General features: G+C 65.6%; 24 protein-coding genes. 17 read left to right on the top strand and 7 right to left on the bottom strand.

Annotated features, from left to right (window positions below):
• Positions 1-39: 39 nt before the first annotated feature.
• Both ACN0S5_RS21285 and ACN0S5_RS21280 read right to left on the bottom strand, forming a co-directional pair.
• A complete protein-coding gene (locus tag ACN0S5_RS21285) occupies positions 40-669 on the bottom strand; it encodes a hypothetical protein (RefSeq protein WP_417211071.1) in 630 nt (209 codons plus the stop codon).
• Between the two features lie 313 nt (positions 670-982).
• Entirely contained in the window at positions 983-2029 is a 1047-nt protein-coding gene (locus tag ACN0S5_RS21280; protein ID WP_417211069.1) for an aldo/keto reductase, read from the bottom strand.
• Positions 2030-2176: 147 nt separating this feature from the next.
• On the opposite strand from ACN0S5_RS21280, the gene ACN0S5_RS21275 reads away from it, so the two are divergent.
• The 4 genes from ACN0S5_RS21275 to truB all read left to right on the top strand — a co-directional run bounded on the left by ACN0S5_RS21275 (position 2177) and on the right by truB (position 6995).
• The gene (locus tag ACN0S5_RS21275) at positions 2177-2791 is read left to right on the top strand and encodes an ImuA family protein (RefSeq protein WP_417211067.1); all 615 of its coding nucleotides are present in this window, start codon (positions 2177-2179) and stop codon (positions 2789-2791) included.
• A gap of 87 nt (positions 2792-2878) precedes the next feature.
• Entirely contained in the window at positions 2879-4114 is a 1236-nt protein-coding gene (locus ACN0S5_RS21270) for an MFS transporter (RefSeq protein ID WP_417211065.1), read from the top strand.
• A 96-nt stretch (positions 4115-4210) separates the two neighbouring features.
• Positions 4211-5923 (top strand): methionine--tRNA ligase, encoded by a 1713-nt coding sequence (gene metG / locus ACN0S5_RS21265; protein WP_417211064.1) that lies wholly within the window; start codon positions 4211-4213, stop codon positions 5921-5923.
• Positions 5924-6083: 160 nt separating this feature from the next.
• Complete coding sequence (gene truB / locus ACN0S5_RS21260) at positions 6084-6995, top strand: tRNA pseudouridine(55) synthase TruB (RefSeq protein WP_417211062.1); 912 nt, start codon at positions 6084-6086, stop codon at positions 6993-6995.
• A gap of 76 nt (positions 6996-7071) precedes the next feature.
• Here the strand turns inward: truB and ACN0S5_RS21255 are convergent, their stop codons facing one another.
• Both ACN0S5_RS21255 and ACN0S5_RS21250 read right to left on the bottom strand, forming a co-directional pair.
• Entirely contained in the window at positions 7072-7893 is an 822-nt protein-coding gene (locus ACN0S5_RS21255) for an alpha/beta fold hydrolase (RefSeq protein ID WP_417211061.1), read from the bottom strand.
• A complete protein-coding gene (locus ACN0S5_RS21250) occupies positions 7893-8570 on the bottom strand; it encodes a haloacid dehalogenase type II (protein WP_417211059.1) in 678 nt (225 codons plus the stop codon). Before ACN0S5_RS21250 ends, ACN0S5_RS21255 begins: the two co-directional genes overlap by 1 nt.
• Positions 8571-8761: 191 nt before the next feature.
• Here ACN0S5_RS21250 and ACN0S5_RS21245 point away from each other — a divergent pair, with 191 nt between their 5' ends.
• The 10 genes from ACN0S5_RS21245 (at position 8762) to ACN0S5_RS21200 (ending at position 18789) form a co-directional block, all read left to right on the top strand.
• Positions 8762-9190, top strand: a complete 429-nt coding sequence (locus ACN0S5_RS21245; protein ID WP_094033412.1) for an FKBP-type peptidyl-prolyl cis-trans isomerase — start codon at positions 8762-8764, stop codon at positions 9188-9190.
• A 77-nt stretch (positions 9191-9267) separates the two neighbouring features.
• Positions 9268-10386: a hypothetical protein gene (locus ACN0S5_RS21240; protein ID WP_417211056.1), complete on the top strand. Its 1119-nt coding sequence runs from the start codon at positions 9268-9270 to the stop codon at positions 10384-10386.
• A gap of 67 nt (positions 10387-10453) precedes the next feature.
• On the top strand, positions 10454-11242 hold the full coding sequence (gene pcaD / locus ACN0S5_RS21235) for a 3-oxoadipate enol-lactonase (RefSeq protein WP_417211055.1): 789 nt from the start codon (positions 10454-10456) through the stop codon (positions 11240-11242).
• A gap of 4 nt (positions 11243-11246) precedes the next feature.
• Entirely contained in the window at positions 11247-11957 is a 711-nt protein-coding gene (locus ACN0S5_RS21230) for an alpha/beta fold hydrolase (protein WP_417211053.1), read from the top strand.
• Between the two features lie 6 nt (positions 11958-11963).
• Positions 11964-13295 carry a lyase family protein gene (locus ACN0S5_RS21225; RefSeq protein ID WP_417211051.1) on the top strand — a complete coding sequence of 444 codons (1332 nt, stop codon included), beginning with the start codon at positions 11964-11966 and terminating at the stop codon, positions 13293-13295.
• Between the two features lie 7 nt (positions 13296-13302).
• Complete coding sequence (locus ACN0S5_RS21220; protein ID WP_417211049.1) at positions 13303-14508, top strand: TCR/Tet family MFS transporter; 1206 nt, start codon at positions 13303-13305, stop codon at positions 14506-14508.
• 93 nt (positions 14509-14601) lie between these two features.
• Positions 14602-15690 (top strand): alcohol dehydrogenase catalytic domain-containing protein, encoded by a 1089-nt coding sequence (locus tag ACN0S5_RS21215; RefSeq protein WP_417211047.1) that lies wholly within the window; start codon positions 14602-14604, stop codon positions 15688-15690.
• A 61-nt stretch (positions 15691-15751) separates the two neighbouring features.
• Positions 15752-16984 (top strand): mandelate racemase/muconate lactonizing enzyme family protein, encoded by a 1233-nt coding sequence (locus ACN0S5_RS21210; RefSeq protein ID WP_417211045.1) that lies wholly within the window; start codon positions 15752-15754, stop codon positions 16982-16984.
• Between the two features lie 97 nt (positions 16985-17081).
• Positions 17082-17378, top strand: a complete 297-nt coding sequence (locus tag ACN0S5_RS21205) for a metalloregulator ArsR/SmtB family transcription factor (protein ID WP_417211043.1) — start codon at positions 17082-17084, stop codon at positions 17376-17378.
• The gene (locus ACN0S5_RS21200; protein WP_417211041.1) at positions 17365-18789 is read left to right on the top strand and encodes an amidase; all 1425 of its coding nucleotides are present in this window, start codon (positions 17365-17367) and stop codon (positions 18787-18789) included. The genes ACN0S5_RS21205 and ACN0S5_RS21200 overlap by 14 nt, the downstream gene beginning before the upstream one ends.
• A 7-nt stretch (positions 18790-18796) precedes the next feature.
• On the opposite strand, the gene ACN0S5_RS21195 is transcribed toward ACN0S5_RS21200, so the two are convergent.
• Entirely contained in the window at positions 18797-20692 is a 1896-nt protein-coding gene (locus ACN0S5_RS21195; protein WP_417211039.1) for an acyl-CoA synthetase, read from the bottom strand.
• 206 nt (positions 20693-20898) lie between these two features.
• Between ACN0S5_RS21195 and ACN0S5_RS21190 the strand changes: the two genes are divergently transcribed.
• From ACN0S5_RS21190 to ACN0S5_RS21180, 3 genes are all read left to right on the top strand, one after another.
• Positions 20899-21198, top strand: a complete 300-nt coding sequence (locus ACN0S5_RS21190) for a DUF1992 domain-containing protein (RefSeq protein ID WP_417211073.1) — start codon at positions 20899-20901, stop codon at positions 21196-21198.
• 96 nt (positions 21199-21294) lie between these two features.
• Positions 21295-22488, top strand: a complete 1194-nt coding sequence (locus ACN0S5_RS21185) for a class I SAM-dependent methyltransferase (RefSeq protein WP_417211037.1) — start codon at positions 21295-21297, stop codon at positions 22486-22488.
• Positions 22489-22491: 3 nt separating this feature from the next.
• Entirely contained in the window at positions 22492-23148 is a 657-nt protein-coding gene (locus ACN0S5_RS21180) for an SOS response-associated peptidase (protein WP_417211035.1), read from the top strand.
• 83 nt (positions 23149-23231) lie between these two features.
• Here ACN0S5_RS21180 and trmB read toward each other — a convergent pair whose 3' ends face one another.
• Both trmB and ACN0S5_RS21170 read right to left on the bottom strand, forming a co-directional pair.
• Positions 23232-23945 carry a tRNA (guanosine(46)-N7)-methyltransferase TrmB gene (gene trmB, locus ACN0S5_RS21175; RefSeq protein ID WP_417211034.1) on the bottom strand — a complete coding sequence of 238 codons (714 nt, stop codon included), beginning with the start codon at positions 23943-23945 and terminating at the stop codon, positions 23232-23234.
• A 72-nt stretch (positions 23946-24017) separates the two neighbouring features.
• Entirely contained in the window at positions 24018-25871 is a 1854-nt protein-coding gene (locus tag ACN0S5_RS21170; protein WP_417211033.1) for a trypsin-like peptidase domain-containing protein, read from the bottom strand.
• Between the last annotated feature and the right edge of the window lies 1 nt (position 25872).

The following is a 25872-nucleotide window of genomic DNA, read 5'->3' as shown; positions in this document are numbered from 1 at the left end:
TCAACCAACCCGATCAGCAGGTGCAACGAGTAGCTTAAATTACGCCAGATCCTGTCCAGCAGATGGGGAGTAGCTCACTTTGGCCTTATATGAGCTTCCCTCTTCACGGTCATCCGCCGTGTTCGAGGTCCCGGTTCGCTTAAACGCCATTCGGCCCAGTGCTGTGCCCTTGACACCGTCGGCCACGTCGGAGGAAGCAATCCCCTCAAGTGTCCCGCCTACTTCAATAGCGCTCGCAATTTGTCGCGTCCGCTCTTCTCCGTAGCCACGTTCGTATGAGTGATTATGATTCCTGATATCGGCATCGGCTGAAGCAATAGGAGCCAACCGACAGTTGGAAACGGGCTCTATGTAGAGCAAAGCATGTCGCATAGACATCTTCGCCCTCAAGCTCTTCGTTCCATCGGTCAGTTCTACGAACTCCGCGCCAAAAGAAGCGTGGACTGCGATTTCGGCACCCGATGTGGTGTCGTTGCTGCGGTTCAATACAGTCAAACCAGCGATCGCTGGGTCCAAGGCACGGTACGGCAGGCTCGCAAGACCGTTCAGATCAACGTTGTCGGAGATGGCGCAACTCCTTCGCAATAGGTACGCATTCACAGAAACAAACAATCGCCGCGTGAGCAAGGCTGTAGCGAACGGCTGGTTCGACGGGCCGCACCGCAGCATCGCAATGTCGTGACGAATGGCGTTTAAGGGCCGTCAGTGAGGTGGAGCCTCTCGCTACAAGCGCGAACTCGAACTGGCAAACCGTGGGTAGTTTCGACAGTAATCGTCGAATGACGCGATCTGTCCGCCTGTAAGCCTTCATACGCCGAAAATTGCGCTTCACACCCGGCCCGACACGCCCCTATCCCACCTCCAAAAACACCCCACTCCAAAACACCAAACCCTAACAAAACCTAAAAACGTCTCTGTAACCCATTGATTTTACACAGGCGCAGGCGTGTCCACGCGTGGACACGCCCACAAAGCCCTCAGATCAATAGGGCATCGGATGCGCCTTGTGCGCCGCATCCAGCGCCGCCAAAAGCTCCTCCGAAAGCGTCACCTCCGTCGCCCCCAACAGATGCTCCAGCTGCTCAAAAGTCGTCGCGCCAAAGATCGAGGAGGCCACAAAAGACCGCCCCGCCGACCACGCCAGCGCCATGTGCGAGGGATCCATATCAAAGTCCCGCGCCACCTTCAGATAGGCGTCCACGGCGGCAAAAACCCGGTCCGTCTTGCGCCCGCCCATGCCCTCATTCAGGCTCATCCGCGACCCTTCGGGCACGGCCCCGCCCTGATACTTGCCGGTCAGAAAGCCCGCCCCCAAGGGCGAGAACGGCAGCAGCCCCACATCCTCATAGATCATCATCTCGGCCAGATCCGTGTCGGCCATGCGGCAGAGCAACGAGTATTCGTTCTGAATGGACGCCACCCGCGGCCCCCCCACACGCTCGGCCGCCTCCAGCCACATCTGTGTGCCCCACGCGCTTTCATTCGACAGGCCAAAGGCGCGGATGGTCCCGCGCTGCACCTCGTCCTGCAACGCGCCCAGACAGTCCTCCATGTCGGCGATCACCTGCGCCCGCGTCCACCCCGACTGCGCCGGATCATAGCGCCAGTTCTTGCGGAACATATAGCTGCCCCGGTTCGGCCAGTGGAACTGATAGAGGTCGATGTAATCGGTCCTGAGCCGCTTCAGCCCGGCCTCGACCGTCTCGCGGATCGTCCTGGACGAGATCGGCGCCCCGTCGCGGGCAAAGCTGCCCTCGCCGGAATGTTTCGTGGCCAGGATCCACTCGCCCCGCCGCCCCGACGCGGCGTTCCAATCGCCGATGATCTCCTCCGTCCGGCCCACGGTTTCGGCCCGCACCGGGTTCACCGGATACATCTCGGCGGTGTCGATAAAGTTGATGCCCGCCTCCAATGCGCGGTCTATCTGGCGGAACGCCTCTTCCGGCGGGGTCTGGTTGCCGAAGGTCATGGTGCCAAGACAAAGCTCGGACACCTGTAGGCCACTCCGGCCCAGAGGGTTCATTTTCATGGGATCGTCCCGTCATCTGTTTGCTTTGGGCGCAAGATGACACCCCCTGCCCGGATGGCAAGGGGGGCCGCGCGTCGGGTGTCACATGTTGGACCCACGGCATTGAAAATCTTGAGAACAAATGTGGAACATGCTAAAGATTCGGCCATGACCATGGCCTCTGCTCCCGCCCTTCTGTCCCGCCGCCCCCATGCGCCGCCGCCCGCGCTGGTGCTGTGGCGTGACCTTGTTCTGTCGCTCAGCCGTGTGCATGAGTTGTGCGGTCAGGCGCGGCGCACGCTGGCGCTGCATGTCGCGGCGCAGGCGGGGGGACCGGTGATCTGGATCACCCGCCGCCACAGCCCCGATCAACTGAACCCCTGCGGCATGGCGGGAATCCTGCCTCCGGGCGAGGTGATCTTTGCCGCCACCGACCGGCCTGATGACAGCCTCTGGGCGATGGAAGAGGCGCTGCGCAGCGGGGCCGCGCCGGTGGTGGTCGCCGATCTGGCCGAACCGCCCGCCATGACCCCCGTGCGCCGCCTGCATCTGGCCGCCGAATCCGGGGCCGAGGCCGGGCTGTGCCGGCCGCTGGGTTTGCTTTTGACGCCGGGCACAGGCGGCGCGCCGGGGGTCGAGACGCGGTTTCGCTGCGATGCCGCCCATGCCCCCGGACAAACCGCATGGCGGGTCGAACGCCTGCGCGCGCGGATGATGCCGCCCAAGGTCTGGCACCTGGCCGACAACCGGCTGACCCACCGGGCCGACCCTGCATCCGCCTGACCGCCGCCCCCGAAAAAAGACCGAAACGACAAAATTTATGTCGCAAGGCCACCTGACTTCCCCTTCCGAAAGGCGCAGAACAGGGCCATGCGACTGGTCATTTCATTTGCCTCCCTCTTTCTGTCTGTCATCCTGCTACAGCTTTCCTCGGGCAGCGTCGGGCCGCTCGATGCGCTTTCGGGCCTGTCGCTGCACTTTACCACCGGGCAGATCGGCTTTCTGGGGTCGGCGCATTTCGCAGGCTTTTTCGTGGGCTGCTGGTGGGCGCCGCGCCTGATGGGCAATGTCGGCCATTCCCGCGCCTTCGCCGCGTTCACCGCGCTGGGGACCATCGGCATCCTTGGCCACATCCTGACCGACAACCCCTACGCATGGGCCGCGCTGCGCGTCGGCCAAGGCATCTGCGTGGCGGGCTGCTACACGGTGATCGAGGCATGGCTGCACGCCAAGGTGACAAACGAAAACCGGGGCCGCGCCACCGGGGCCTACCGGCTGGCCGACATCACCGCCTCACTGGGGGCGCAGTTGATGATTTCCGTCCTGCCGCCCGCGCATTACGTCAGCTACACGCTGCTGGCGCTGCTCTGCACCGCCGCGCTGCTGCCGCTGACGCTGTCGCGACTGCGCCCGCCGGAAACGCCCAAGGCGCCCCGCCTGACACCGGGCCTTGCATGGGCGCGCTCGCCCTTGGCGGTGGCGGGCGTGCTGGTCGCCGCGCTGTCAAGCGCGTCTTTCCGCATGGTCGGGCCGATCTATGCCACCGGCGTCGGGCTTCAGACCGGACAGATCGCGCTGTTCCTTGCGTCGTTTGTGGCGGGCGGCGCGCTGGCGCAATATCCGGCGGGCTGGCTGGCGGATCGCTATGACAGGCGCTGGGTGCTGATCTGGCTGTCCGTCGCCGCCATCGGCAGTTGCATCCTGACCGCCACCGCCACGGGCCTGCCCACGGTCGGCATCATGCTGACGGCGGCGCTGTTCGGGTTGACCACCTTTCCGATCTTCTCGATCGCCGCCGCCCATGCGCATGACTTTGCCGCCTCCGACGAACGCATCGCCCTCTCGGCGGCGCTGATGTTCTGGTACGCGGTGGGTGCCATCGCCGCGCCGTGGATCGCCTCGGTACTGATCGAGTGGTATGGCCCGCCCGCGCTGTTTGTCATGATCGCCGTGGGCCATGCGTTCCTTGTGGTCTTTGGCCTGATCCGGATGCAAAGCCGCCGGTCCTCGGGCACCCGCACCCGCTATATCTATACGCCGCGCTCCAGCTTTATGGTGGGCCGCCTGCTGTCAAACACCCGCGAACGCGCCAACAAGAACAACTGAGCCGCCGCACCGGACCGATTTGCAACACGCTCTGGCCTCTCGGGCGCGGGGTCGGTAAACCATGGCCAAACCTCAGGACGGACAAGCGCGCAGATCATGGCACGACATCTCATCACTTCCGCCATTCCCTACATCAATGGCATCAAGCATCTGGGCAACCTCGTGGGCAGCCAGTTGCCCGCAGACCTTTACGCCCGCTACCTGCGCGCGCGCGGGCATGAGGTGTTGTTCCTTTGCGCCACCGATGAGCACGGCACCCCCGCCGAACTGGCCGCCGCCAAGGCGGACAAGCCGGTGGCCGAGTATTGCGCCGAGATGTGGGAGGTGCAGGCCCAACTGGCAGAGGGGTTCCGCCTGTCGTTTGACCACTTCGGGCGGTCGTCGTCAGAGCAGAACCGCAAGCTGACACAGCATTTCGCCAAGGTGCTGGATGAACAGGGCCTGATCCGCGAAGTGTCCGAGACACAGATGTATTCCAAGGCGGACGGTCGTTTTCTACCCGACCGCTATATTGAGGGCACCTGCCCCAACTGCGGCTTCGACAGCGCGCGCGGCGACCAGTGCGACAACTGCACCAAGCAGCTCGACCCAGTCGACCTGATCAATCCGCATTCGACGATTTCCGGCTCGACCGATCTGGAAATGCGCGAGACGAAACACCTCTACCTGCGCCAGTCGGCGATGAAAGACCAGATCGAGGAATGGATCGACACCCGCGTCGGCTGGCCGGTGCTGACCACCTCCATCGCCAAGAAATGGCTGAACGATGGTGACGGCTTGCAGGACCGGGGCATCACCCGTGACCTTGATTGGGGTGTGCCGGTGCAAAAGGGCGATGACCCTTGGCCCGGCATGGAGGGCAAGGTGTTCTACGTCTGGTTCGACGCCCCCATCGAATACATCGCCTGCGGGCAGGAATGGGTCGACGCGGGCAAGGGGGACGATTGGGCGCGCTGGTGGCGCACCGACAAGGGCGCCGAGGACGTGCGCTATACCCAGTTCATGGGCAAGGACAACGTGCCCTTCCACACACTGTCCTTCCCGGTGACGATCCTCGGGTCGGCAGAGCCGTGGAAGCTGGTCGATTACATCAAGTCGTTCAATTACCTCAACTATGACGGTGGCCAGTTCAGCACCTCGCGCGGGCGTGGGGTGTTCATGGATCAGGCGCTGGAGATCCTGCCCGCCGATTACTGGCGCTGGTGGCTGCTAAGCCATGTGCCGGAAACCTCGGACAGCGAATTTACATGGGAGTCGTTCCAGTCCGGCGTGAACAAGGACCTTGCCGACGTGCTGGGCAACTTCGCGTCGCGCGTGACGAAATTCTGCCGTTCAAAGTTCTCTGAGGCGGTGCCGGAGGGCGGCACAGCCGGGGCGGCTGAGGCCAAGCTGATCGCCGATCTGACGGCCAAGGTCCGCGAATACGAGGGCCACATGGAGGCGGTCGAAATCCGCAAGGCCGCCGCTGCCCTGCGCGCCGCATGGGTGCTGGGCAATGAATACCTGCAAGAGGTCGCGCCCTGGACCACCTTCAAGACCGACCCGGAACAGGCCGCGATGCAGATCCGCCTCGCGCTGAACCTGATCCGGCTCTACGCGGTGATCTCGGCCCCGTTCATTCCCGACGCCTCCGCCGAATTGCTGACCGCGATGCACGCCGAAGACGCGGAATGGCCCGATGACGTCGAGGCCGCGCTGACCGACCTGCCCGCTGGCCACGCCTTTGACGTGCCAGAGGTGACCTTCCGCAAGATCACGGATGCCGAGCGCGAAGAGTGGCAAGAGCGGTTCGCGGGCGTCCGCACCTGAACAGGGCGCGCGCCGTTCTGGCGGCGTGACCATGTGCCCATGCCACGCTGACCGCCATGGCCTGTCGGGGGGCTTTCGGCCGGGTCGCCAGCGGCCCGCGATTGACAGCCCCCCGCCCGCTTGTTACCTCGCCGCCTTCCTAATCATGCAGGGGTATCACATGGCACGCAGGCGCAAGGGTCGCGACATCTCAGGCTGGCTGGTCGTCGACAAACCGGCAGGCCTGACCTCGACCGCCGTGGTCAACAAGGTCCGCTGGGCGCTGGATGCGAAAAAAGCGGGCCATGCGGGCACGCTGGACCCCGAGGCCACCGGCGTTCTGGCCGTGGCGCTGGGCGAGGCGACCAAGACGGTCCCCTACATCACCGACGCGCTGAAGGCCTATCGCTTTACCGTGCGCTTCGGGCAGGCCACCAACACCGACGACGCCGAGGGCGAGGTGATCGCCACATCCGACCTGCGTCCAAGTGACGATGAGATCAAAGAGGCGCTGCACGGTTTCGTCGGTGAGATCATGCAGGTTCCGCCGCAGTTCTCCGCCGTCAAGATCGACGGCGAACGCGCCTACAAACGCGCCCGCGAGGGCGAGGAAATGGACATCGCCGCCCGCCCGCTCTGGGTTGAGGAACTGCTGCTGACCGACCGCCCCGATGCCGACACCGCCGAACTGGAAATGACCTGCGGCAAGGGCGGTTACGTCCGCTCCATCGCCCGCGATCTGGGCAAGGTTCTGGGCTGTCACGGTCACGTTCTGCGGCTGCGTCGGGTCTGGTCCGGTCCGTTCGAGGCGGAACAGGGCCTGACGCTGGAGGCGATCGAGAACATGGCCCGCACGCCAGAGCTGGACAACCACATTCTGCCGCTGGAAATCGGCCTCGCCGACCTGCCGGAACTACACTGCACCGCACAGGGGGCCGCCCGCCTGCGCAACGGCAATCCCGGTATGGTTATCCCCGGCAATGTCGAATACGGCGATGAGGCATGGGCCTCTTTCGAGGGCCGCCCCCTCGCCGTGGGCCGCTACAAGGCGGGCGAATTGCACCCCTCACGGGTCTTCAACCTGACCGACTAGGCGTCTTGCGGCCGGGGACGGAGGGCGGGGCGACTTGGCCCCGCAGGGGGCCAGAGCGCCGCTCCCGTCCCGCCGGTTACTTCAGCATCCCCAGCCACTTGCGCAGCGCCGCCAGCGCCTCGGGCTCATCCAGAAACGGGATATGCCCCCGGCCCATGACCTCGACCGCGATCATGTCCGGGCGTCGCTTTTGCATCTCGGCAAAACACGCGGGCGTCAGCAGGTCCGAATTCTCCCCCCTGAGCGCACACAGCGGCAGCCCCGCCAAGGCATCGAAATACGGCCACAGATCCGGGGCGGGTTGCGCACCACCGCCCAGCACCGCCTCACGCAGCTTGGCGTCATAGGGCAGGTCCAGCCCGTCCTCGGTCTGCACAAACAGCCGCTCGGCCTCTTCCAGCCAACGGCTTTCGGGCACACCGACAAAGCCGGTCATCAGTTCCGCCCGCCGCTTGGCGACCTCGGCCAGCGTCTTTTGCGGCGGCGTGCGCCCCAGATAGCCCTTGACGACCTCCAGTCCGGTCTCGGCAATCTCTGGCCCGATGTCGTTCAGCGCCACGCCCAGCAGCCGGTCCTTGACCGTCGCGGCCAGAACCATGGCGATCAGCCCGCCGCGCGAGGTGCCCAGCACCGCCGCCTTGTCCAGCCCCAGATGGTCCAGCAACTCGATGGCATCCCGCCCCTCGACGGGCACCTGATAGGTCTCATGCGGCCCCCGGTCCGACTGTCCGCGCCCCCGGTAATCCAGCCGGATCAGTCGCACGCCCTCCAGATGCGGCGCCATGAAATCGAAATCGCGCCCGTCCCGTGTCAGCCCCGCCAGACACAGCAGCGGCAGGCCTTCGCCCTCGTCACGGTAAAAAAGCGACAACCCGTCAGAAGTGGTAAAACGTGGCATCAGACAAGCTCCGGTATGGTGGTCAGATCGCTCAGGACATGGGCTGGTTGCGCCATCAGCCTGTCCATCGGCAGGCCCATGCGGTTCACCCAGACCGTGTCAAATCCGTAGGCCGCCGCCCCCGCCGCATCCCAGCCGTTGGAGGACACAAACAGCACCTCATCCGGCGCACAGCCGAACTCTTGCCCCACAAGATCGTAAACCGCGCGCGCCGGTTTGAAGATGCCAACCTGTTCGACCGACAACAACGCCTGAAGGAATTCGCCAATCCCGGCGCTGTCCACGGCCCCGTCCAGCATGTCCTTGTTACCGTTCGACAGGATCGCCGCCCCGATACCCTTGGCCTGCAATTGCGCCAGCATCATCGGCACCTCGCGGTAGGCGGGCAGTTCCCAATAGAGCGCCAGCAGACGTTCGCGCAGTTCCGGATCGTCCAGCCCGGCGCGCTCCATCGCCCAGTCCAGACCGTCCTTGGTGACCTGCCAGAATGGCACATAATCGCCCGTGACCGCCCGCAGCCAGCTGTATTCCAGCTGCTTGGCGCGCCAGTCGGCGGCCAGTTGCGGCCAGACCCCGGCCAGCGCCGCGCGCCCCGGCTCCTCCGCCGCCACACGCGCGGCCCCCGCCACGTCAAACAACGTGCCATAGGCATCGAACACGCAGACCTTGATCGCCATGATCGCCCTCCTCTCGGGATTTTGCGGCACCCTGACACGGGTCGCGACCGCCGAAAACCCCGATCCGGGGGCACGGCACGCAGACAACCGTTTGCAATGCACGCGCCGGAGGCATAGTTTATTGCAAATCTTGAGCACCCGGGACGCCCCCGGCCTCTGCAAATCACCCCCCCAAACATCGAGGTTCTTCCATGACGCAGGTCAAATCCGGCGACACCGTGCGCATTCACTACACCGGCACTCTGACGGACGGCACAAAATTCGATTCCAGCGAAGGCCGTGACCCGCTGGAATTTACCGTTGGTGAGGGTCAGATCATCCCCGGCCTTGAAAAGGCCATCCCCGGCATGGTTGCGGGCGACAAGAAAACCGTCGCCGTTCCCGCCGATGAGGCCTATGGGCCGACAAACCCCGACGCCCGTCAGGACGTGCCGCGCACGGAAATCCCCGCCGACATCCCGCTGGACCTTGGCACCCAGTTGCAGGTGCAGGCCCCCGACGGTCAGGTGCTGCCGGTGACTGTCGTCGCAGTGACCGAAGAGGTCGTGACGCTGGACGCCAACCACCCGCTGGCCGGCAAGGACCTGACATTCGACATCGAACTGGTCGAGATCGCCTGATTTTTTGCCAAACACTTGAATCTCCCGAATCGAGGGCAGATTGATGGGCCTGTTGTTGCAAATGACAGGCCCGTTTCATGTCCACGATTTTTCGCGTTCTCACGTCTCTGACCCTCTTGGTTCTCGCTGGCCCGGCACTGGCCGGGACGTGGAACAAGTTGACGCCAACTGGGCACGGGGACTGCGCATTATTGTTCGAAGGCCCCATTGGCAAAGGGGATCTGACCAGCGCCATTGACGATGGGCTGCTGGACGACTTCGCCCCTCGCATCTGCCTCAACAGCCCCGGCGGATCGTTGGCCGAGGTGCTGGCCTTCATCGAAGCGTCGGACCGTTCCGAAAACGGATTCTACTTTGGAACGCGCGTCCGCGCGGGAGACGAATGCCTGTCCTCCTGTGCTATCCTCTTCATGTTCGGGATGAGCTTCGGCGCAAACAGCCCCTACCCCAGCCGTCAGTTGGACCCCGGCGCAAGACTGGGTTTCCACTCGCCCTTCATGCGCGACGGTACGGCCCCGGCGGCGTCGGACGCAGAAGTCTTCTCCGTCGCGCTACAGGTGGCCAAGCTGTTGGCGGATCGCTCATACAAGGCCACATCGACCGCGGGACCGGCCTTGCCGCCAGAGCTTTTGGCGCTGGTGCTGGGCACGCCTTCGGCAGAGATGCGCTATATCGACACCTTCGCCGAAGCGAGGCTGTTGGGCATCGAGATGACGGAGAACATCGAAGCCAACACCATTTTCGCCGACACACCGGAGAACATGGACCGGCTGGCTCGACAGATTTGCCAATCGAGTCACACACTGACGTTTCGGCGGTCTTTCGTGAAAGAGGGGTACGATTTCGACGATCTCATCGCCCGCGCCTCTGACCCGACCACGGCGGCCATCGTCTTTCCCGGAGACCACCAAGTCCATTTCAGACGACGCGTCCCACCGCAGGCCAACCAACCTGAAAAATTCATCTCCGTCCTGACCGGTCCGGCCTATTTTCAACCCCACTGGAACAGCGCCGGGTCAGCCATGTACTGCCGTGTCGAGCTCCAGATGACACGCGTCCCCGGCGGCGTCCAAATTCCCTATTATTCCGCCGACTTCAACTTTCTCGGCCTGATCGACCTGAAAAGAGACCCCGGACAAACGTCGACGGTTTCGGAAATGACCATTGGCCTTCTGCCGCTGGACACGCGGTACTAAGCTGCGGCAAGCCTCTTTCTCCTCCCCCAGCCTTTGGGGTAGACCGTAGCCAACGGAAGGACACATCATGCACATGGCTCAATTCGGCGACCTGCGCCTGCACTACAGCGTCACCGGCCCCGAGGACGGGATGCCGGTGGTCTTTGCCAACTCGCTTGGCACCGATTTCCGGCTTTGGGACGCGATCCTGCCGCTGCTGCCCGCAAACCTGCGCATCCTGCGCTTTGACAAGCGCGGGCACGGGCTGTCGGATGTGCCGGACGGCCCCTACAGCATGGGCGCATTGGTCACCGATACCGAAAAGCTGATGGACCATACCGGGTTCAAGGACGCCGTCTTTGTCGGGCTGTCCATCGGCGGGATGATCGCCCAAGGGCTGGCGGCCAAACGCCTGGATCTGGTGCGCGCCATGGTGCTGTCGAACACCGGGGCCAAGATCGGCACCCGCGACATGTGGGACGACCGGATCGCGGCGGTAAACGCCGGCGGGCTGGCCTCGGTCGTGGACCCGACGATGGATCGCTGGTTCTCCAAGCCGTTCCATGCCGACCCTGAATTTCCCGCGTGGCGCAACATGTTCCTGCGCACCCCCGCGATGGGCTGGACCGGCTGTGCCGCCGCCATTGCGGGCACGGATTTCATCGCGTCCACCAGCGGGCTGCGCCTGCCGACGCTGGCCATTGCCGGGTCCGAGGACGGCTCGACCCCGCCCGATCTGGTGTTCGAGACCGCAGATCTGATCCCCGGCGCGCAAAAACAACTGATCCGGGGTGCGGGCCACCTGCCTTGTGTGGAAAAGCCCGCAGACTACGCCGCCATCCTGTCCGCCTTTCTCAAGGCGCAGGGCGCGGGCTGACCGCATGGCGCGCATCCTGCTGATCCACGGCGCGTCGCACGGCGCTTGGTGCTGGCGCGACACGCTGCCCGCGCTGGCCGCGCTTGGTCACGAGGTGCGCGCCATCGACCTGCCGTCGCATGGCGACGACCCGACCCCGGTGAATGAGGTTACGCTAGAGGAATACGGTCGCGCGATCCTTGATGCGCTGGACGGCCCGACGGTGCTGGTCGGGCATTCGATGGGCGGCTATGCCATCACTCAGGCGGCGGAAATGGACCCGACGCACATCGCCGGGCTGGTCTATCTTTGCGCCTATGATCCGTGGCCCGGTCTTGGCCTGTCGCAGATGCGGATGGAGGCGGAGGAACAACCGCTTCTGCCCGCGATCCGCATGGCCGAGGATCGGCGCAGCTTTACCTTTGACCCGGACATGGCCCCCAACCTCTTTTACCATGACTGCCCGCCAGAGGCCGTAGCCTTCGCGCTGGATCACATCTGCCCGCAATCGGCGGCAGCCTCCAATACGCCCATCCAACTCACTGAAAACTCCCGCGCCCTGCCGCGCAGCTATATCGTCTGCACCAAGGATCGCGCCATTCCGCCTGCCTTTCAGCGGCTGATGGCGTCCCGGTTCGACGCCGCCCGCGTGACCGACCTGCCCAGCGGCCACTCGCCGTTTTTCTCCATGCCCGATGCGCTTGCCCGCGCCATCGACACCCTAGTGAAAGCCTGATCGCCCATGCCCGCCACGCCCTTTGACAGCGCCCACCTGACCCGCCTCTTCGCCACCGGCGACACCGCGCGGCTGTTTTCGGACAGTGCCGAAATCCGCGCCATGATGCTGGTCGAGGCCGCCTTGGCTCAGGCGCAGGCCGCGCAGGGTGTGATCCCGGAAACCGCCGCCGCCGCAATCCAGCGCGCCAGCCTCGAATGCCAGATCGACCCGGCGCAACTGGCCGAGGCGACAGGCCAGAACGGCGTTGTCACCCCCGCCTTTGTCAGCGCCTTTCGCGCCGCGATAGGCGCACCGGAACACGCGCAATACCTGCACTGGGGCGCGACCTCGCAGGACATTCAGGACACCGGACTGATGCTGCGCCTGCGGCAGGCACTGGCCCAGCAGGAGGACCGCCTGCGCGCCACCCTGACCGCGCTGGCCCGGCTGGCGAGCGACCACGCGACAACCCCGATGGCCGCGCGCACCTATGGCCAGCACGCCACGCCGACCAGCTTTGGTGCGCAGGTTGCCGCTTGGGGCTGGCCGCTGATCGAGGCGCTGAACGCCCTGCCCGCCCTGCGCGACAGCGCGCTGCGCGTTTCGCTTTCGGGGGCCGCCGGAACCGCCTCGGCACTGGGATCGGACCCGGCGGACCTGCGCGCCCGGATGGCGGAGGCGCTGGGGCTAAGCGATCCCGGCCATAGCTGGCACAGCGACCGCACGCCGATCCTGTCCATCGCCGGATGGTTCACCCGCACCGCGCTGGCCGCTGGCAAGATGGGCGAGGATCTGATCCTTGCCACCCAAAGCGGCATTTCCGAGGTCCGGCTTGGTGGTTCCGGCGCGTCCTCGACCATGCCGCAGAAACAAAACCCGGTGGCCCCTTCGGCGCTGGTGGCGCTGGCCCGCCACGCGCAGGGGCTGGACGCAACATTGCAGGGGGCCAGCCTGCACCGCCAGCAGCGCGACGGGGCCGCGTGGTTCACTGAATGGCTCTGCCTGCCGCAACTGATCCTCAGTTCCGCCGCCGCCCTGACGCACGCGCAGGACCTTGCCGAAACCCTCGGCCCGGATGCCAGCGCGATGCGGGCCACTCTGGACGCCACCGGCGGGTTGCTGATGGCAGAGGCGCTGTCCTTTGCGCTGGCCGAAACCATGCCCCGGCCAGAGGCGCAGGCGCTGTCCAAGACGCTGTGCAAACAGGCCATCGCCAGCGCACGCCCCCTGTCCGAAGTCGCCCACGAGGCGCATCCCGACCTGCCGCAATCCCTGTTCGATCCCGCCACCCAGATGGGCACCGCCCCGGCAGAGGCGCGCGATTTCGCCAAGGCCGTCACCGCCCTGATGGCCTGACAGCGCCATGCGCCCGCAAATCGTGTTCCTGCTGGCCACGGTCACGTTGAACGCCATGGGCATCGGGTTGATCCTGCCCGTTATCCCGGACCTGATCCGGGACGTCACCGGGCAACCGCTGTCCGAAGCGGCGCTGATTGGCGGTCTCCTCAGTACCGTCTTTGCCGCCATGCAGTTCCTCTTTGCGCCCTTCATGGGCCGGTTGTCAGATGCCTATGGACGGCGGCCGGTGCTGCTGGGGACGCTGGCGATCATGGTCATGGACTATGTCGTTCTGGCGCTGGCCAACACGCTGTGGATGCTGGTGCTGGCGCGGATGATCGGCGGTTTCGCCTCGTCCACGCAATCCACCGCCAGCGCCGCCATCGCCGACCTGTCAGAGCCGGGGCACCGCGCGCGCGGCTTTGGCCTGATCAGCGCCGCTTTCGGGCTGGGCTTTGTGCTTGGGCCGGTGTTGGGCGGGGTGCTGGCCGAACTGGGCACGCGCGCGCCGTTCTGGGCGGCAGGCGGGCTGTGCGGCGCCGGCGTCCTGCTAGGCGCGCTGACCTTTCCCGAAACCCATACCCGCGAAAACCGCCGCCGCGTCACATGGCGCGGCAGCAACCCGTTCGGGGCCTTCCGCGCCCTCAACCGCCTGCCCGGCCTGACCCGCGCGCTGATCGTCTATTTCCTGTACAACGTGGCCTTTGGCACCTACCCGGCGATCTGGTCGTTTTTCGCGCAGGCGCAATTTGCATGGTCCCCTGCCATGGTCGGCCTGTCGCTGGGCATCTTCGGGGTCTCCTTTGCCGTGGTGCAAGGCGGGCTGATGGGCCTGATCCTGCAAGCCTTGGGGGAACGCGGCACCGCCGCCATGGGGCTGGCTGTCTCGGCGCTGGGCTTTGCCGCCCTGAGTGTCGTGACAAACGGCACGCTGATCCTGTTCTTCGCCCCCATCGCGGCGCTTGGCGCGACCTATGCCCCGGCGCAGCAGGCCCTGCTCAGCCAACGCGTCGGCCCCGACGAACAGGGCGCGCTGCAAGGCGTCCTGACCTCGACCGTGGCGGTTGCCATGATGGTGGCCCCCGCGCTGATGGCGCAGGTCTTCGCGGTCGCCACCGCACCCGAAAGGGTCACACCGTGGCCCGGCGCGCCCTTCCTTGTGGCAATGATCCTTGTGCTGGCAGCGCTCATGCTTTTTGTCTGGCTACGTCGCGCGGCTGTCGTGACATAAATGCCCGTAACCGACAGGCATCATGTCGGTTACTGACGGGCGACGGGCCAAACCCATCCTCAGGGTCGGCCCAAACACGGGGAGAGTTCCACCATGCCACGCATTCGCGCTGCGGTCTGTACCGCCTTCGACGCGCCGCTTCGGATCGAAGAACTTGACCTCCGCGCGCCCGGCGCCGGAGAGATCGAGGTCACGCTGGAGGCGGTCGCCATCTGCCATTCCGACATCTCTTACGCCGAAGGCGCATGGGGCGGCGACCTGCCCGCCGTCTACGGCCATGAGGCCGCGGGCCACGTCACGTCCCTCGGCAGCGGCGTGAGCGACCTGAAAGAGGGCGACCGCGTGGTCGTCACCCTGATCCGCGCCTGTGGCACCTGCCCCAACTGCGCGGGCGGCAAACCCACCATCTGCATCGGCGACCGCCGCAGCGCCCCGGTGCTGACCCGGCCCGACGGCACGCCGGTGATCCCGGCGATGTTCTGCGGTGCCTTCGCCGAAAAGGTGGTCGTCGACCAAAGTCAGGTCGTCGTGATGCCCGATGACTTGCCCGCAGAGGCGGTCTGCCTCTTGGCCTGCGGCGTGATCACCGGCATCGGGGCGGTGATCAACGCGGGCAAGATGCGCCCCGGCGACGACGTGGTGGTGATCGGCGCGGGTGGCGTCGGCCTCAACGCCATTCAGGGCGCGCGCATCGGCGGGGCCCGCCGCATCATCGCCGTCGACATGAGCGAGGAAAAGCTGGAAACCGCCCGCGCCTTTGGGGCCACCGACGGCGTGCTGGCCAGCGAAAAGTCCCCGTGGAAGACCGCCACCGACATCATGGGCCGCGGCGCGGATGTGGTGGCGGTGACGGTGGGCGCGATCCCGGCCTACGATCAGGCGCTGCGCTACCTCGGCTGGGGCGGGCGCATGGTGATGATCGGCATGCCCCATTCCGGGGCCATGGCCAGCTATGAGCCGGTGGTGCAGGCCTTTATGGGCCAGCAGATGGTCGGCTCCAAAATGGGTGATGTGGTGATCCAGCGTGATATTCCGTGGATGGCCGACCTGTACCGCCAAGGGCGGCTGAAGCTGGATGAGCTGGTCTCGGGCCGTTGGGCGCTGGAGCAGATCAACGAGGCGATTGCCGATACCAAGGGTGGCGGCGCGCGCCGTAACGTGATCCTGTTCGACCAACCGTGACTCGGATTTTCGTCGAAAATCCGTCTCTGCGTCCCACACCATTCCCGCAGGAGGGTACGCCATGAAACTCCGCGATCTCGACATCATCGTCACAGCGCCCCCCGCCCCCGGCTGGGGCGGGCGTTACTGGATCATCGTCAAGCTGACCACCGATGACGGCATCACCGGCTGGGGCGAATGTTATGCTTCCTCCGTCGGGCCTCAGGCGATGCGCGCGGTGATCGAAGATGTCTTTGCCCGCTACTTTGAGGACGAAAACCCCGAGAACATCGAACGCATGTTCCGCCGGACCTATTCCTCGGGCTTTACCCAGCGCCCCGACCTGACGGTCATGGGGGCCTTTTCCGGGTTGGAAATCGCCTGCTGGGACATTCTGGGCAAGGCGCGGGGCCGCCCGGTCTGGGCCTTGCTGGGCGGCATGATGAACGACCGTGTGCGCGCCTATACCTATCTCTACCCGCTGCCCGCCCACAATCTGGACGATTTCTGGACCTCGCCCGAGATGGCCGCAGAGGCCGCGCTGGACTGCGTTGACCGCGGCTATACGGCGGTCAAGTTCGATCCCGCCGGCCCCTATACCATGCGCGGCGGCCATCAGCCCGGCATGCGCGACATCGCCATGTCCGTCGCCTTTTGCAAGGCGATCCGGGAGGCGGTGGGCAACCGCGCCGACCTGCTGTTCGGCACCCACGGCCAATTCAACACCGCAGGCGCGATCCGTCTGGGGCAGGCGCTGGAACCTTACCTGCCACTCTGGTTCGAGGAACCGATCCCGCCCGACAACCTGCTGGAATTCGCCGAGGTCGCCCGCGCCGTCCGCATCCCCATCGCCACTGGCGAGCGGCTGACCACCCGCGCCGAATTTGCCGCCCTGCTGCGCACCGGCGGGGCCAAGATCCTGCAACCGGCGCTGGGCCGGGCGGGCGGCATCTGGGAGATGCGCAAACTGGCCGCGCTTGCCGAAAGTTTTAACGCCGAGATGGCGCCGCATCTCTATGCCGGTCCCATCGAATGGGCCGCGAACATTCAGCTTTCCGTCTCGATCCCCAACCTGCTGATTGCCGAGACCATCGAAACGCCGTTCCATGACGCCCTGATCAAAGGCTCGATCAAGGTCGACAACGGCTTTATCCCAGCACCGCAGGCCCCCGGTCTGGGCATCGAGGTGGATGAGGATCTGGCCCGCGCGCATCCCTACACCGGCGACGGATTGCACCTGCAAATGCAGGATGCGCCTTGTGATTACGCAAACGGCAATGCCTTTCAGGGCGGAGCCCCGGTGACCGAATCATGATCTCGCATTTCTGAAACGGGGCGGCTATATTGTTGAGACGAAACAAATCGCGAGTCCCATGGAAGACCTGAGAAAATTGCCGCCTCCGCCGGAGGAGATGCAGACCAACGCCCAGCACGCCGCGGCCTTTCTCAAGACGCTGGCACATGAGGGCCGGTTGATGATCCTGTGCCACCTGGGGTCCGGTGAAAAATCCGTGGGCGAACTCGAAGAGTTGCTCAGCATCCGGCAGGCTGCGGTCAGCCAGATGCTTGCGCGACTGCGCGAAGAAGGATTGGTGCAGACCCGGCGCGACGGCAAAACGATCTACTACAGCCTCGCGGACGACAATACGAGCCGGGTGATCGGCCTGCTGTACGACATCTTCTGCGCCCCGCCCAATGGCCGCTGCTGACCCGCCTTTCACCGGACCCGATCTCTGCGGACTGACCGCCTGTGCTGTGGTCGATCTTCTGCAACGGCGCGAGGTCAACCCGCTGGACCTGATAGAGGCCAGCCTGTCGCGCATCGCTGCAACGAGCCCCGCCATTAACGCCATGGTCACGCTCTGCCCGGATCGCGCACGCGCATGCGCCGGTGCCGTTGATCCGGCAAGCCTGCTGGCCGGTCTGCCGGTCGGGATCAAGGATCTGACCCCGGTGGCGGGGGTGCGCACCACCTTCGGCACCCCCGCCCTTGCCGACAATGTGCCACAGATCTCTGACCCCGCTGTCCTGCGGCTGGAATCCCGCGGCGGCGTGGTCATTGGCAAGACCAACACACCGGAAATGGGCGCAGGCGCCAATACCTTCAATCCCGTCTTCGGGGCCACCCGCAACCCGTGGAACACCACGATGAATGCGGGCGGCTCGTCCGGCGGGGCGGCAGCGGGGGTCGCGGCAGGAGAGGTCTGGCTGAGTATGGGGTCGGATGTGGGCGGCTCGCTCCGGACACCGGCCAGCTTTTGCGGCATCGTTGGGCTGCGCCCCTCGCCGGGCGTGATCGCCAGCCCCGCCAGCGACGGGTTCAATCCCTTCCCGGTCGAGGGACCGATGGCCCGCACGGTCGAGGACTGCGCGCTGATGCTGGACGCGATGGCCGGGTGGGATGCGGCGTCGCCGCTGTCGTTCCCCGCGCCAGAGCGCAGATACCTTGACACCTGCCGTGCGGACGCGGGCACGATCCGCATCGCCTATGCCCCCGATCTGGGCGGGCTGGCCCCGGTCACGCCTGAGATAGCCGCGCTGCTGTCAGACGCGCTGACCCGCCTGCAAGCCCCGGACGTGACGGTGTTTGAGGCCGCACCGGACACTACCGGCACTGACACCGCCTTTCGCACCCTGCGCGGGCTGGGCATGTGGACCGGGTTCCGCGCCACGCCCGCCGCCGTGTCGGACCGCTACAAACCCACGCTGCGCCAGAATATCGCCGAAGGCGGCGCACTCACGGTCGACGACATCGCCGAGGCGCGGCTGACCCGCGCCCGGCTTTATGAACGGATGCGCCGGTTCTTTGAAACCTGCGACGTGCTGGCGGGGCCTGTCACCGGCATCGGCCCGTTGCCGGTCGAGATCGAATACCCGCCCGAGGTCGCGGGCCACGCCTGCCGCGACTACATTGACTGGCTGCGCTTTGCCTTTCTTGCGACCCTCTGCGGGCTACCGGCGCTGTCGCTGCCCGTGGGCCGCGACGCGCGCGGCCTGCCGGTGGGGCTGCAACTGATCGGCCCGCCAAGAGGCGAGGCGCGGCTGTTGCAGATCGCCCGGCGGCTGGAACAGGCGACGGGGTTTACCCCGACGCCCATTGATCCGGTTGTGACCCACTAACGACGCGTTACGCGACCGCCTTGGCCTCTGCCCAGTCCCATGGCCGGACAAAATCGCCCAGCACCTTGCCGACCTCTTCCTTGGTTGCGCCATTCGCCTGCACCTGCGCCACCAGCCCCCGGCTCTTGTCGTCGACCACCGCCACGACACGCGCGCCACAGCCTGCCTTTTCCAGCGCGCCGTTGTAGACCCGCGTGATGGCGTGTTTGCGCAGGTCCGGCTTGAACACCTTGCCCACCGCCGTCTTGGGCAGTTCCGGCAGGATGGTCATGTGCTTGGGGTGGGCTGCACGTTCATGCACATGGATGCGGGCATGCTCCAGCAGCTCTTCCTCCGTCACCTCGGCCCCGGCCACCAGTTCGACAAAGGCACAGGGCAGCTCGCCCGAATGCGCGTCGGGCTGGCCGATCGCGCCCGCAAAGGCGACGGCGGGATGCCCCAGCAACGCCTCTTCGATCTCTGCCGGGTCGATATTGTGGCCGCCGCGAATGATCAGATCCTTGGCGCGGCCGGTGATCCAGAGATATCCGCTGACATCCATGCGCCCCAGATCGCCGGTCCGCAGATGCGTGCCATAATGAAAGAGATCCGCGTTCTTGGCCGCCTCGGTATAGGTCCGGCCCGCATAGACGCCGGGGTTGGACACGCAGATCTCACCGATCTCATCGACGCCGCATTCCACCGGCTCGCCCTCTACCATCCGGATGATGCGGATATCGGTATAGGGAAAGGCGATCCCGACAGAGCCGATCTTCTTTTCGCCGTCCACCGGGTTCACCGCGACAAGGCAGGTCGCCTCTGTCAGGCCATAGCCTTCGCAGATGGTCACGCCGCAGGCGGCCTCGAACCGATTGAACAGTTCCATCGGCATCGGGGCAGAACCGGAAAACGCCGTCTTGATAGTGGAGATGTCCGCATCCACCTTGCGCTGCATCAGCGCCGACACCGCCGTCGGCACGGTGATCACAAAGGTCGTCTTCCAGCGCTCGCATAGCTTCCAGAAATTGTCAAAGACCCCCTCGCCGCGATACCCCGCAGGCGTCGGGAACACCACATGCGCGCCGGAAAACACCATCGCCATCAGGATGACGTGGCAGGCAAAGACGTGGAACAGCGGCAGCGGGCACATCACGCTGTCGGTCTCACTGAACAGCAGCGTATCGCCCAGCCAGCCGTTGTACAGCATCCCCTCATAGGTGTGCTGGGCCACCTTCGGCATGCCCGTGGTGCCGCCGGTGTGGAAATAGGCGGCCACCCGGTTTGCCGTGCTGTCGGCAAAGGACAGCGTCTTGGGCTGCTTGGCCATTTCCTTGCGGAAATCCTTGACGTCGGCGTGATGGTTGCCCGGATTCTTCGGCCGCACAAGCGGCACGATCCAGCTTTTCGGCGGGGTCAGATAACGATTGAGGTCGACCTCCAGCACCGTGTGCACATTCGGTGCGTTGCGCACCGCCTCGGCCATCTTCTGCGCGATGTCGGTCTTGGGAAACGCCTTGAGCGTGACCACCACCTTGGCATCCGTCTCGCGCAGGATCGAGGCGATCTGCTCGGGCTCCAGCAGCGGGTTGATCGGGTTCACGATCCCCGCCACAGCGCCGCCCAGCAGCGCGGCAATCGCCTCGTTGCAGTTGGGCAGGACATAGGCGACGACGTCGGTTTCGCCCACACCAAGGCTGCGAAACAGGTTCGCCGCCTGCGCCGTGGTGTCGCGCACCTCGGCCCATGTCAGGGTCTCGGCCTTGGCCGTCGGATCGGAGAGAAGCTGATAGCTGACCGCCGGTCGGCCCGCATGCCGCCCCGCCGTGCGGGTCAGCTGCCCCCACAGCGTCGGCGGAATATCCCGCTCCGCCCAAGGGCCCTCTGCCTCGATTGCATTCCGGTCGTCCATTCCCGCATAGGTCATGGGCGTCTCTCCTCCCGTTTTTCGTTGCCGACCAGTTTGTGAGCCTTTGTCCCTTCGCGCAAGAGATAGGGACGCGGCGGCATCAAACCCGTGACGCAGCGTTTTCCCGCGCCGCCCAGCGGGCGGGCCGTTTCGCGCGACCAGCGCCATCGCTCCGGCGCGCCCTTGCTTCCATCAGGGGCGGTTTTGTGGCATTGGTTTTGGCCATGGACCACCCGCTGATCGACCTCATCAACGCCCGCATTGCGGCCGCGGAACGCGACGGGGCCTTCGACAAACTCGAAGGCGCGGGCCAGCCCCTGCCCACCTGCGACGACCCGGAAAACGCCGTCATGACCCGTATCCTGAAAGAGAACGGCGCGGTGCCGGAGGTGGTCGCCCTGATCCGCGAGTTGGCCGAGCTGCGCGCACGCCTGCGCGACACTCACGACCGCACCGCCCGCGCCGGCCTGATCCGAGAGATTGCCTTGCGCGATACCCGGCTGGAGATCGCCAAGCGCCGGTGATCCCCCAGCCTGAGACCGGTCTAAAGGTCCGTCTTAACACTTGTCCCGCAGCGTCCTTTTGGGCAAACCGTTTTCCAACCTCAGGGAGACGCACGCATGGTATCGGTCAAGGAACAGTACGAAAGCTATCCCTACCCGGAACGTGACCCGGCGGATGAGAAAAAGCGCCTGATCGTCGGCTCGCCCTCACATCCGCTGGAAATCGACCACTACCTGTATCAGGGCCAGCGCGACTGGTCGCAAACCCTGCGGGTGCTGGTGGCGGGTGGCGGCACCGGCGATGCGCTGATCCAGATCGCCCAGATGATGACCAGCGCGGGCGCGCCCTATGAGATCACCTATCTGGACCTCTCCAAGGCCTCGCGCGCAATCGCCGAGGCGCGGGCCAAGGCACGCGGCCTGACCGGCATCACCTTCGTCACCGGCAGCCTGCTGGACGCGCCGGATCATGGGCCCTTTGACTACATCGACTGCTGCGGCGTGCTGCACCACCTGCCCGATCCGGACGCGGGCTTTGCCGCGCTGCGGGCCGCCGTGGCTCCCGGCGGCGGCATGGGGTTCATGGTCTATGCCCCCTATGGCCGCTCTGGCATCTATGCGCTGCAAGAGGCTTTTGGCACGCTCTTTGACGGCATGGCCCCGCAGGTGCGGCTGTCCAAGGCGAAAAAGATCGTCGGCAACCTGCACAAGGGCCACCCCTTTGCCGCCAACGGCAATGTCACCGACCACAAACAAAGCGACGCGGGCTTTTACGACCTGCTGCTGCACGGTCAGGACACGCCCTTTGACATCCCCCGCCTGCTGGGCACGCTGGAGCGGACGGGCTGGAAACTGCAATCGCTGCTGCCGCCGGGCCTCTATGATCTGGCGCGCATCACCGACCGGCCCAAGGATATGGACGACGCCACCGCCATGGCCTTGGCGGAAAAGCTGCGCGGCACGATGAAAAAGCACCTTGGCTATCTTGTGCCCGCCGATGAGGACCGCCCCATCGCGCGCGGATCAAAGCAAAGTCTGATCCCGCGTTCGCCCACCAGCGACATGCGCAAACCGGCACAGGCGGTGGCGCAGGGCCGCCCGTTGCCGATCACCCTGAAAGAGGCGGATGTGCAGATGCGCATCCCGCGTGACTGCGCGCCGTTGATGGCCGCCATCAACAACCGTCGCAGCCTTGCCGAGATCCGCGAAGTGACAAAAATGGACCCGCTGCGCTTTGCCGATCTCTGGGGGCGGCTGGAACGCGAGCTGACCGCCTGGGGCCTGCTACATTACTCCCGTTTCGGGCTCTGACCCATGTGCGGGCGGTTTGCGGTCACTCTCCCCCCGGACGCCATGGCCCAGTTGTTCGAGGCGGCACCGTCGAACGACCTGCCAGAAGTGCCCAACTACAACGTCTGCCCGACGAACCAGATCCACGTGGTTATGGAGGACGCAGGACGGCGGCTGGTGTCGATGCGCTGGGGGTTCCTGCCGCATTGGTACAAGGCCCCCAACGGCGGCCCGCTGCTGATCAACGCGCGCGCAGAGACCATCGCCGAGAAACCCGCGTTCAAGGCCGCCTGCCGTGAACGGCGCTGCCTGATCCCCTGCACCGGCTTTTACGAATGGACCAAGGACGAAGACGGCAACCGCCTGCCGTGGTACATCCATCCCTCACAGGACTCCGCGCTGGTCTTTGCCGGTGTCTGGCAGGACTGGGAACGCGACGGGCAGGCCTTTCGCACCTGCGCCATTGTCACCTGCGCCGCCAATCAGGCCATGTCGAACATCCACCACCGGATGCCGGTTGTGCTGGCCCCCGATACCTGGGCCAAGTGGCTGGGAGAGGAAGGGCGCGGCGCGGCCACGTTAATGACACCGGCACCAGAGGACGCCCTCAGTTTCTATCGCGTGGACCCGGCGGTGAACTCCAACCGGGCCAAGGGACCGGAGTTGATCGCCCCCCTCTGACCGCGCTCCGGCGTTTTGCCGGGTCAAATCCCGCTGCGGGACGCGACCGCAGCAAGACGCCTTGGCAGGACGCCCCCGCCCTTTTACGTCCTGCGGAACGTCAGGTAATGCGGCACCCGGCCTTCGCGCAGCGCCTTTTGCTCATAGCGGGTGGAATGCCAGTCGTCCCAGGGATCGCGCCAGTCCGCCGGGCCATCGGCCAGCCACTCAAAGCCCGCCTTTGGCACCTCGATCAAGGTCTGGCGCACATAGTCGGGGATATCCGTCGCCACCCGGAACTCCGCCCCCGGCTTCAGCACCCGGTGCAGCGGCTCAAGGTGTTCCGCCGTCACAAAGCGGCGGCGGTGGTGTTTCTTCTTGGGCCAGGGATCGGGGTACAGCAGAAACGCCTTTGACACCGACTGATCCGGCAGCACGTCGAACAGGTTGCGCGCATCGCCCGGATAAACCCGCAGGTTCTGCACCCCCGCATCCCGGATCTTGCCCAGCAGCATGGCCACGACGTTGATGAAAGGTTCCGCACCGATCAACCCAACATCGGGGTTCTGCACCGCCTGATGGACCAGATGCTCGCCCCCGCCAAAGCCGATTTCCAGCCAGACCGGCGCGTCGCCGAACACCGCTTTCAGGTCCAGCGGGGTGCGATCCGGGTTCTCTTCCCAGTCCACCGGCCCCGGTGACAGCTTGTCCAGATCCTCTTGCAGGTACTCTTCCTGCTTGGGCCGCAGGGTCTTGCCCCGGATACGGCCGTAAAAGTTCCGCCAAGGGGCGTCGGGATGCTTGTTCGATGTTGTCATGGCGGCAAGCGCATACCCGCCTCGCTGCCATCGTGCAAGATGCCTGACACCCGTCACCACCATCAAAGGGCGTCAGCGGCGCTCCAGCGGCGCAATGACCGCGCTCAGCATCCCCGTGGAGAACGGGGCCGCAAAGCCGCGCCGCCGCTCTTGCGTGCCGGACCCGCCGCCAAGATGCAGGCCGATGACAGTGCCGGTATCCAGATCGATCACCGGGGCCCCGGCGGTGCCGCCCGCCGTGGTGGCGTCATGGCCAAAGGCCTGCGGATAATCCGCCCAAGCCGAGGCAACGGCCACCCGCGTGCCCGGCATCAGCCGCTTGATATAGGGCCGCCAGCCCGGTTGCATCTCGATCCCTGCCACCCTTGGATCGTTGACCGGATAGCCCAGCACGGCCAGCCACGCCCCCTCATCCGGCACCCCGTCCCCTAGGGGCGCGGGCCCGATCCCGGCAGAGGCCAGCCCCGGCACATGCAGGAAACTCAGGCCCGCCTCCTTGTCGCGCAACAGCACCTGCCGCACCGCAAAGACCCGGTTGTCGCGATCGTCCTGCGCATCCTCTCCGACCGAAAACTCCATCCGCAACAGTGGCAAAGGGGTCAGGCTGGCGGCCATCGCCATGCCCGGCGCCTGAAGATAGCCGGGCACAAAATCCGCCGTCACCACCACATCGCGCGCCACCACAAAGCCGGTGCCGCGCATCGGCTGGTCGCCGTCCGACAGCCGCAGGAACCCGGTCGCCGCCGCGACCTGCGCCAGCGCGTCCGCCTGCGGCGTCAGCACCTCTTGTACCGCCGCAACGGTCCCCGCCTGCACGCGGCCGTCGATCATTGGCAGCATCGGGCGGAAATCGCCGCTGGACACGGGCCGCACGTCGGGGTCGGCGGCACTGACCACCGGTTGCGCCGCCGCCGCCACCCGCAGGGTCTGGCGCGCCTCTTCCAGCGTCAGCCCCCGGCCCATCCCGGCATAGATCGCCCGCGCCTCGGCGATCGCGCCCGGATCGCCCGGCAGCGGCGTCGGGTCCAACTGGATCAGGTTGGCGTGCAACTGATAGATTTCGGCAAATTCGACCGACTGCCCGATCAGCAGTTTCAGGTTGTCGCGCGCGCGTTCCAGATCGCCCAGATCGTCGATGTTCAGCGTCAGGTCCGCCGCCCGCTTGTCGCGCAACCGCTGCCACGTCAGAAACGCCTCGGTCCACAGGCAATAGTGGTCGCGCCGCATCTTAAACACCGCGCCATCCTGTTCGGACACCAGTTCCGCCCAGATCAGCGCGCAGGCGATGCGCGCCGCAAGATCGCTGTCGCGGCGGATGTCGTCAAAGGTCATCAGCCGGTTGTCCTCCAGCGGCTGATGCGCGTTGCGCGGGGCCTTGGACCAGCGCACCACGGCAGAGATGCGCCCCTCGCCGGTGTCCACCACATGGCCTGTGATCTCGTTCGGCGGGGCCACGCGGCGGCGCATCGAATCCAGCAGCTTGCCAAAGTTGATGCCCTGCACGTTCAGTTCCAGCTTGCTCAGCGCCTCGGTCGAGAACCCCAGCGAGGCGGTGGTAAAAGGCAAGGGGGCCACGTCACGCGCGCCCGCCTGCGCATCCCGCGCCAGCCGTGCCTCGCGCAGCAGGTTCTCCCGGCGAAAGCTTTGGTTGATCAGCCCGTGCCGCTGCACGATCATCGCCCGCAGCGCCTCGGACCGGGTCGCGTCCGGTTGGCCGTGGCGCGCAAACTGAAACCCGCCGATGCCCGGCTTGGCGGATTGAAAGACCTTGTCAACCTCGCGCACCAGCATCGCCGCCACCAGCACCAGCAACCCGGCATAGGCCAGCTTGGCAAGGTTCGTCGTGAACGGGATCGGTTGCGGGTCGGACCACCAGAGCCAGCCGACAAAACCGGTGGCACAAGCCATGAAGATGAAAAGCAGCATG

The organism is Antarctobacter sp., from assembly GCF_048262615.1.
GTDB lineage: Bacteria > Pseudomonadota > Alphaproteobacteria > Rhodobacterales > Rhodobacteraceae > Antarctobacter.
The sequence above is the reverse complement of the archived record's forward strand: the minus strand, read 5'-3'. Positions and strand labels throughout refer to the sequence as shown.

Coding starts and splice junctions, on each gene's coding strand:
- truB (WP_417211062.1), top strand. CDS start 6,084: ATGGCACGCAGGCGCAAGGGTCGCGACATCTCAGGCTGGCTGGTCGTC.
- ACN0S5_RS21195 (WP_417211039.1), bottom strand. CDS start 20,692: ATGACCTATGCGGGAATGGACGACCGGAATGCAATCGAGGCAGAGGGC.
- ACN0S5_RS21270 (WP_417211065.1), top strand. CDS start 2,879: ATGCGACTGGTCATTTCATTTGCCTCCCTCTTTCTGTCTGTCATCCTG.
- ACN0S5_RS21225 (WP_417211051.1), top strand. CDS start 11,964: ATGCCCGCCACGCCCTTTGACAGCGCCCACCTGACCCGCCTCTTCGCC.
- pcaD (WP_417211055.1), top strand. CDS start 10,454: ATGCACATGGCTCAATTCGGCGACCTGCGCCTGCACTACAGCGTCACC.
- ACN0S5_RS21280 (WP_417211069.1), bottom strand. CDS start 2,029: ATGAAAATGAACCCTCTGGGCCGGAGTGGCCTACAGGTGTCCGAGCTT.
- ACN0S5_RS21200 (WP_417211041.1), top strand. CDS start 17,365: ATGGCCGCTGCTGACCCGCCTTTCACCGGACCCGATCTCTGCGGACTG.
- ACN0S5_RS21255 (WP_417211061.1), bottom strand. CDS start 7,893: ATGCCACGTTTTACCACTTCTGACGGGTTGTCGCTTTTTTACCGTGAC.
- ACN0S5_RS21210 (WP_417211045.1), top strand. CDS start 15,752: ATGAAACTCCGCGATCTCGACATCATCGTCACAGCGCCCCCCGCCCCC.
- ACN0S5_RS21170 (WP_417211033.1), bottom strand. CDS start 25,871: ATGCTGCTTTTCATCTTCATGGCTTGTGCCACCGGTTTTGTCGGCTGG.
- ACN0S5_RS21190 (WP_417211073.1), top strand. CDS start 20,899: ATGGACCACCCGCTGATCGACCTCATCAACGCCCGCATTGCGGCCGCG.
- ACN0S5_RS21230 (WP_417211053.1), top strand. CDS start 11,247: ATGGCGCGCATCCTGCTGATCCACGGCGCGTCGCACGGCGCTTGGTGC.
- ACN0S5_RS21240 (WP_417211056.1), top strand. CDS start 9,268: ATGTCCACGATTTTTCGCGTTCTCACGTCTCTGACCCTCTTGGTTCTC.
- metG (WP_417211064.1), top strand. CDS start 4,211: ATGGCACGACATCTCATCACTTCCGCCATTCCCTACATCAATGGCATC.
- ACN0S5_RS21185 (WP_417211037.1), top strand. CDS start 21,295: ATGGTATCGGTCAAGGAACAGTACGAAAGCTATCCCTACCCGGAACGT.
- ACN0S5_RS21275 (WP_417211067.1), top strand. CDS start 2,177: ATGACCATGGCCTCTGCTCCCGCCCTTCTGTCCCGCCGCCCCCATGCG.
- trmB (WP_417211034.1), bottom strand. CDS start 23,945: ATGACAACATCGAACAAGCATCCCGACGCCCCTTGGCGGAACTTTTAC.
- ACN0S5_RS21215 (WP_417211047.1), top strand. CDS start 14,602: ATGCCACGCATTCGCGCTGCGGTCTGTACCGCCTTCGACGCGCCGCTT.
- ACN0S5_RS21205 (WP_417211043.1), top strand. CDS start 17,082: ATGCAGACCAACGCCCAGCACGCCGCGGCCTTTCTCAAGACGCTGGCA.
- ACN0S5_RS21180 (WP_417211035.1), top strand. CDS start 22,492: ATGTGCGGGCGGTTTGCGGTCACTCTCCCCCCGGACGCCATGGCCCAG.
- ACN0S5_RS21245 (WP_094033412.1), top strand. CDS start 8,762: ATGACGCAGGTCAAATCCGGCGACACCGTGCGCATTCACTACACCGGC.
- ACN0S5_RS21220 (WP_417211049.1), top strand. CDS start 13,303: ATGCGCCCGCAAATCGTGTTCCTGCTGGCCACGGTCACGTTGAACGCC.
- ACN0S5_RS21285 (WP_417211071.1), bottom strand. CDS start 669: ATGCTGCGGTGCGGCCCGTCGAACCAGCCGTTCGCTACAGCCTTGCTC.
- ACN0S5_RS21250 (WP_417211059.1), bottom strand. CDS start 8,570: ATGGCGATCAAGGTCTGCGTGTTCGATGCCTATGGCACGTTGTTTGAC.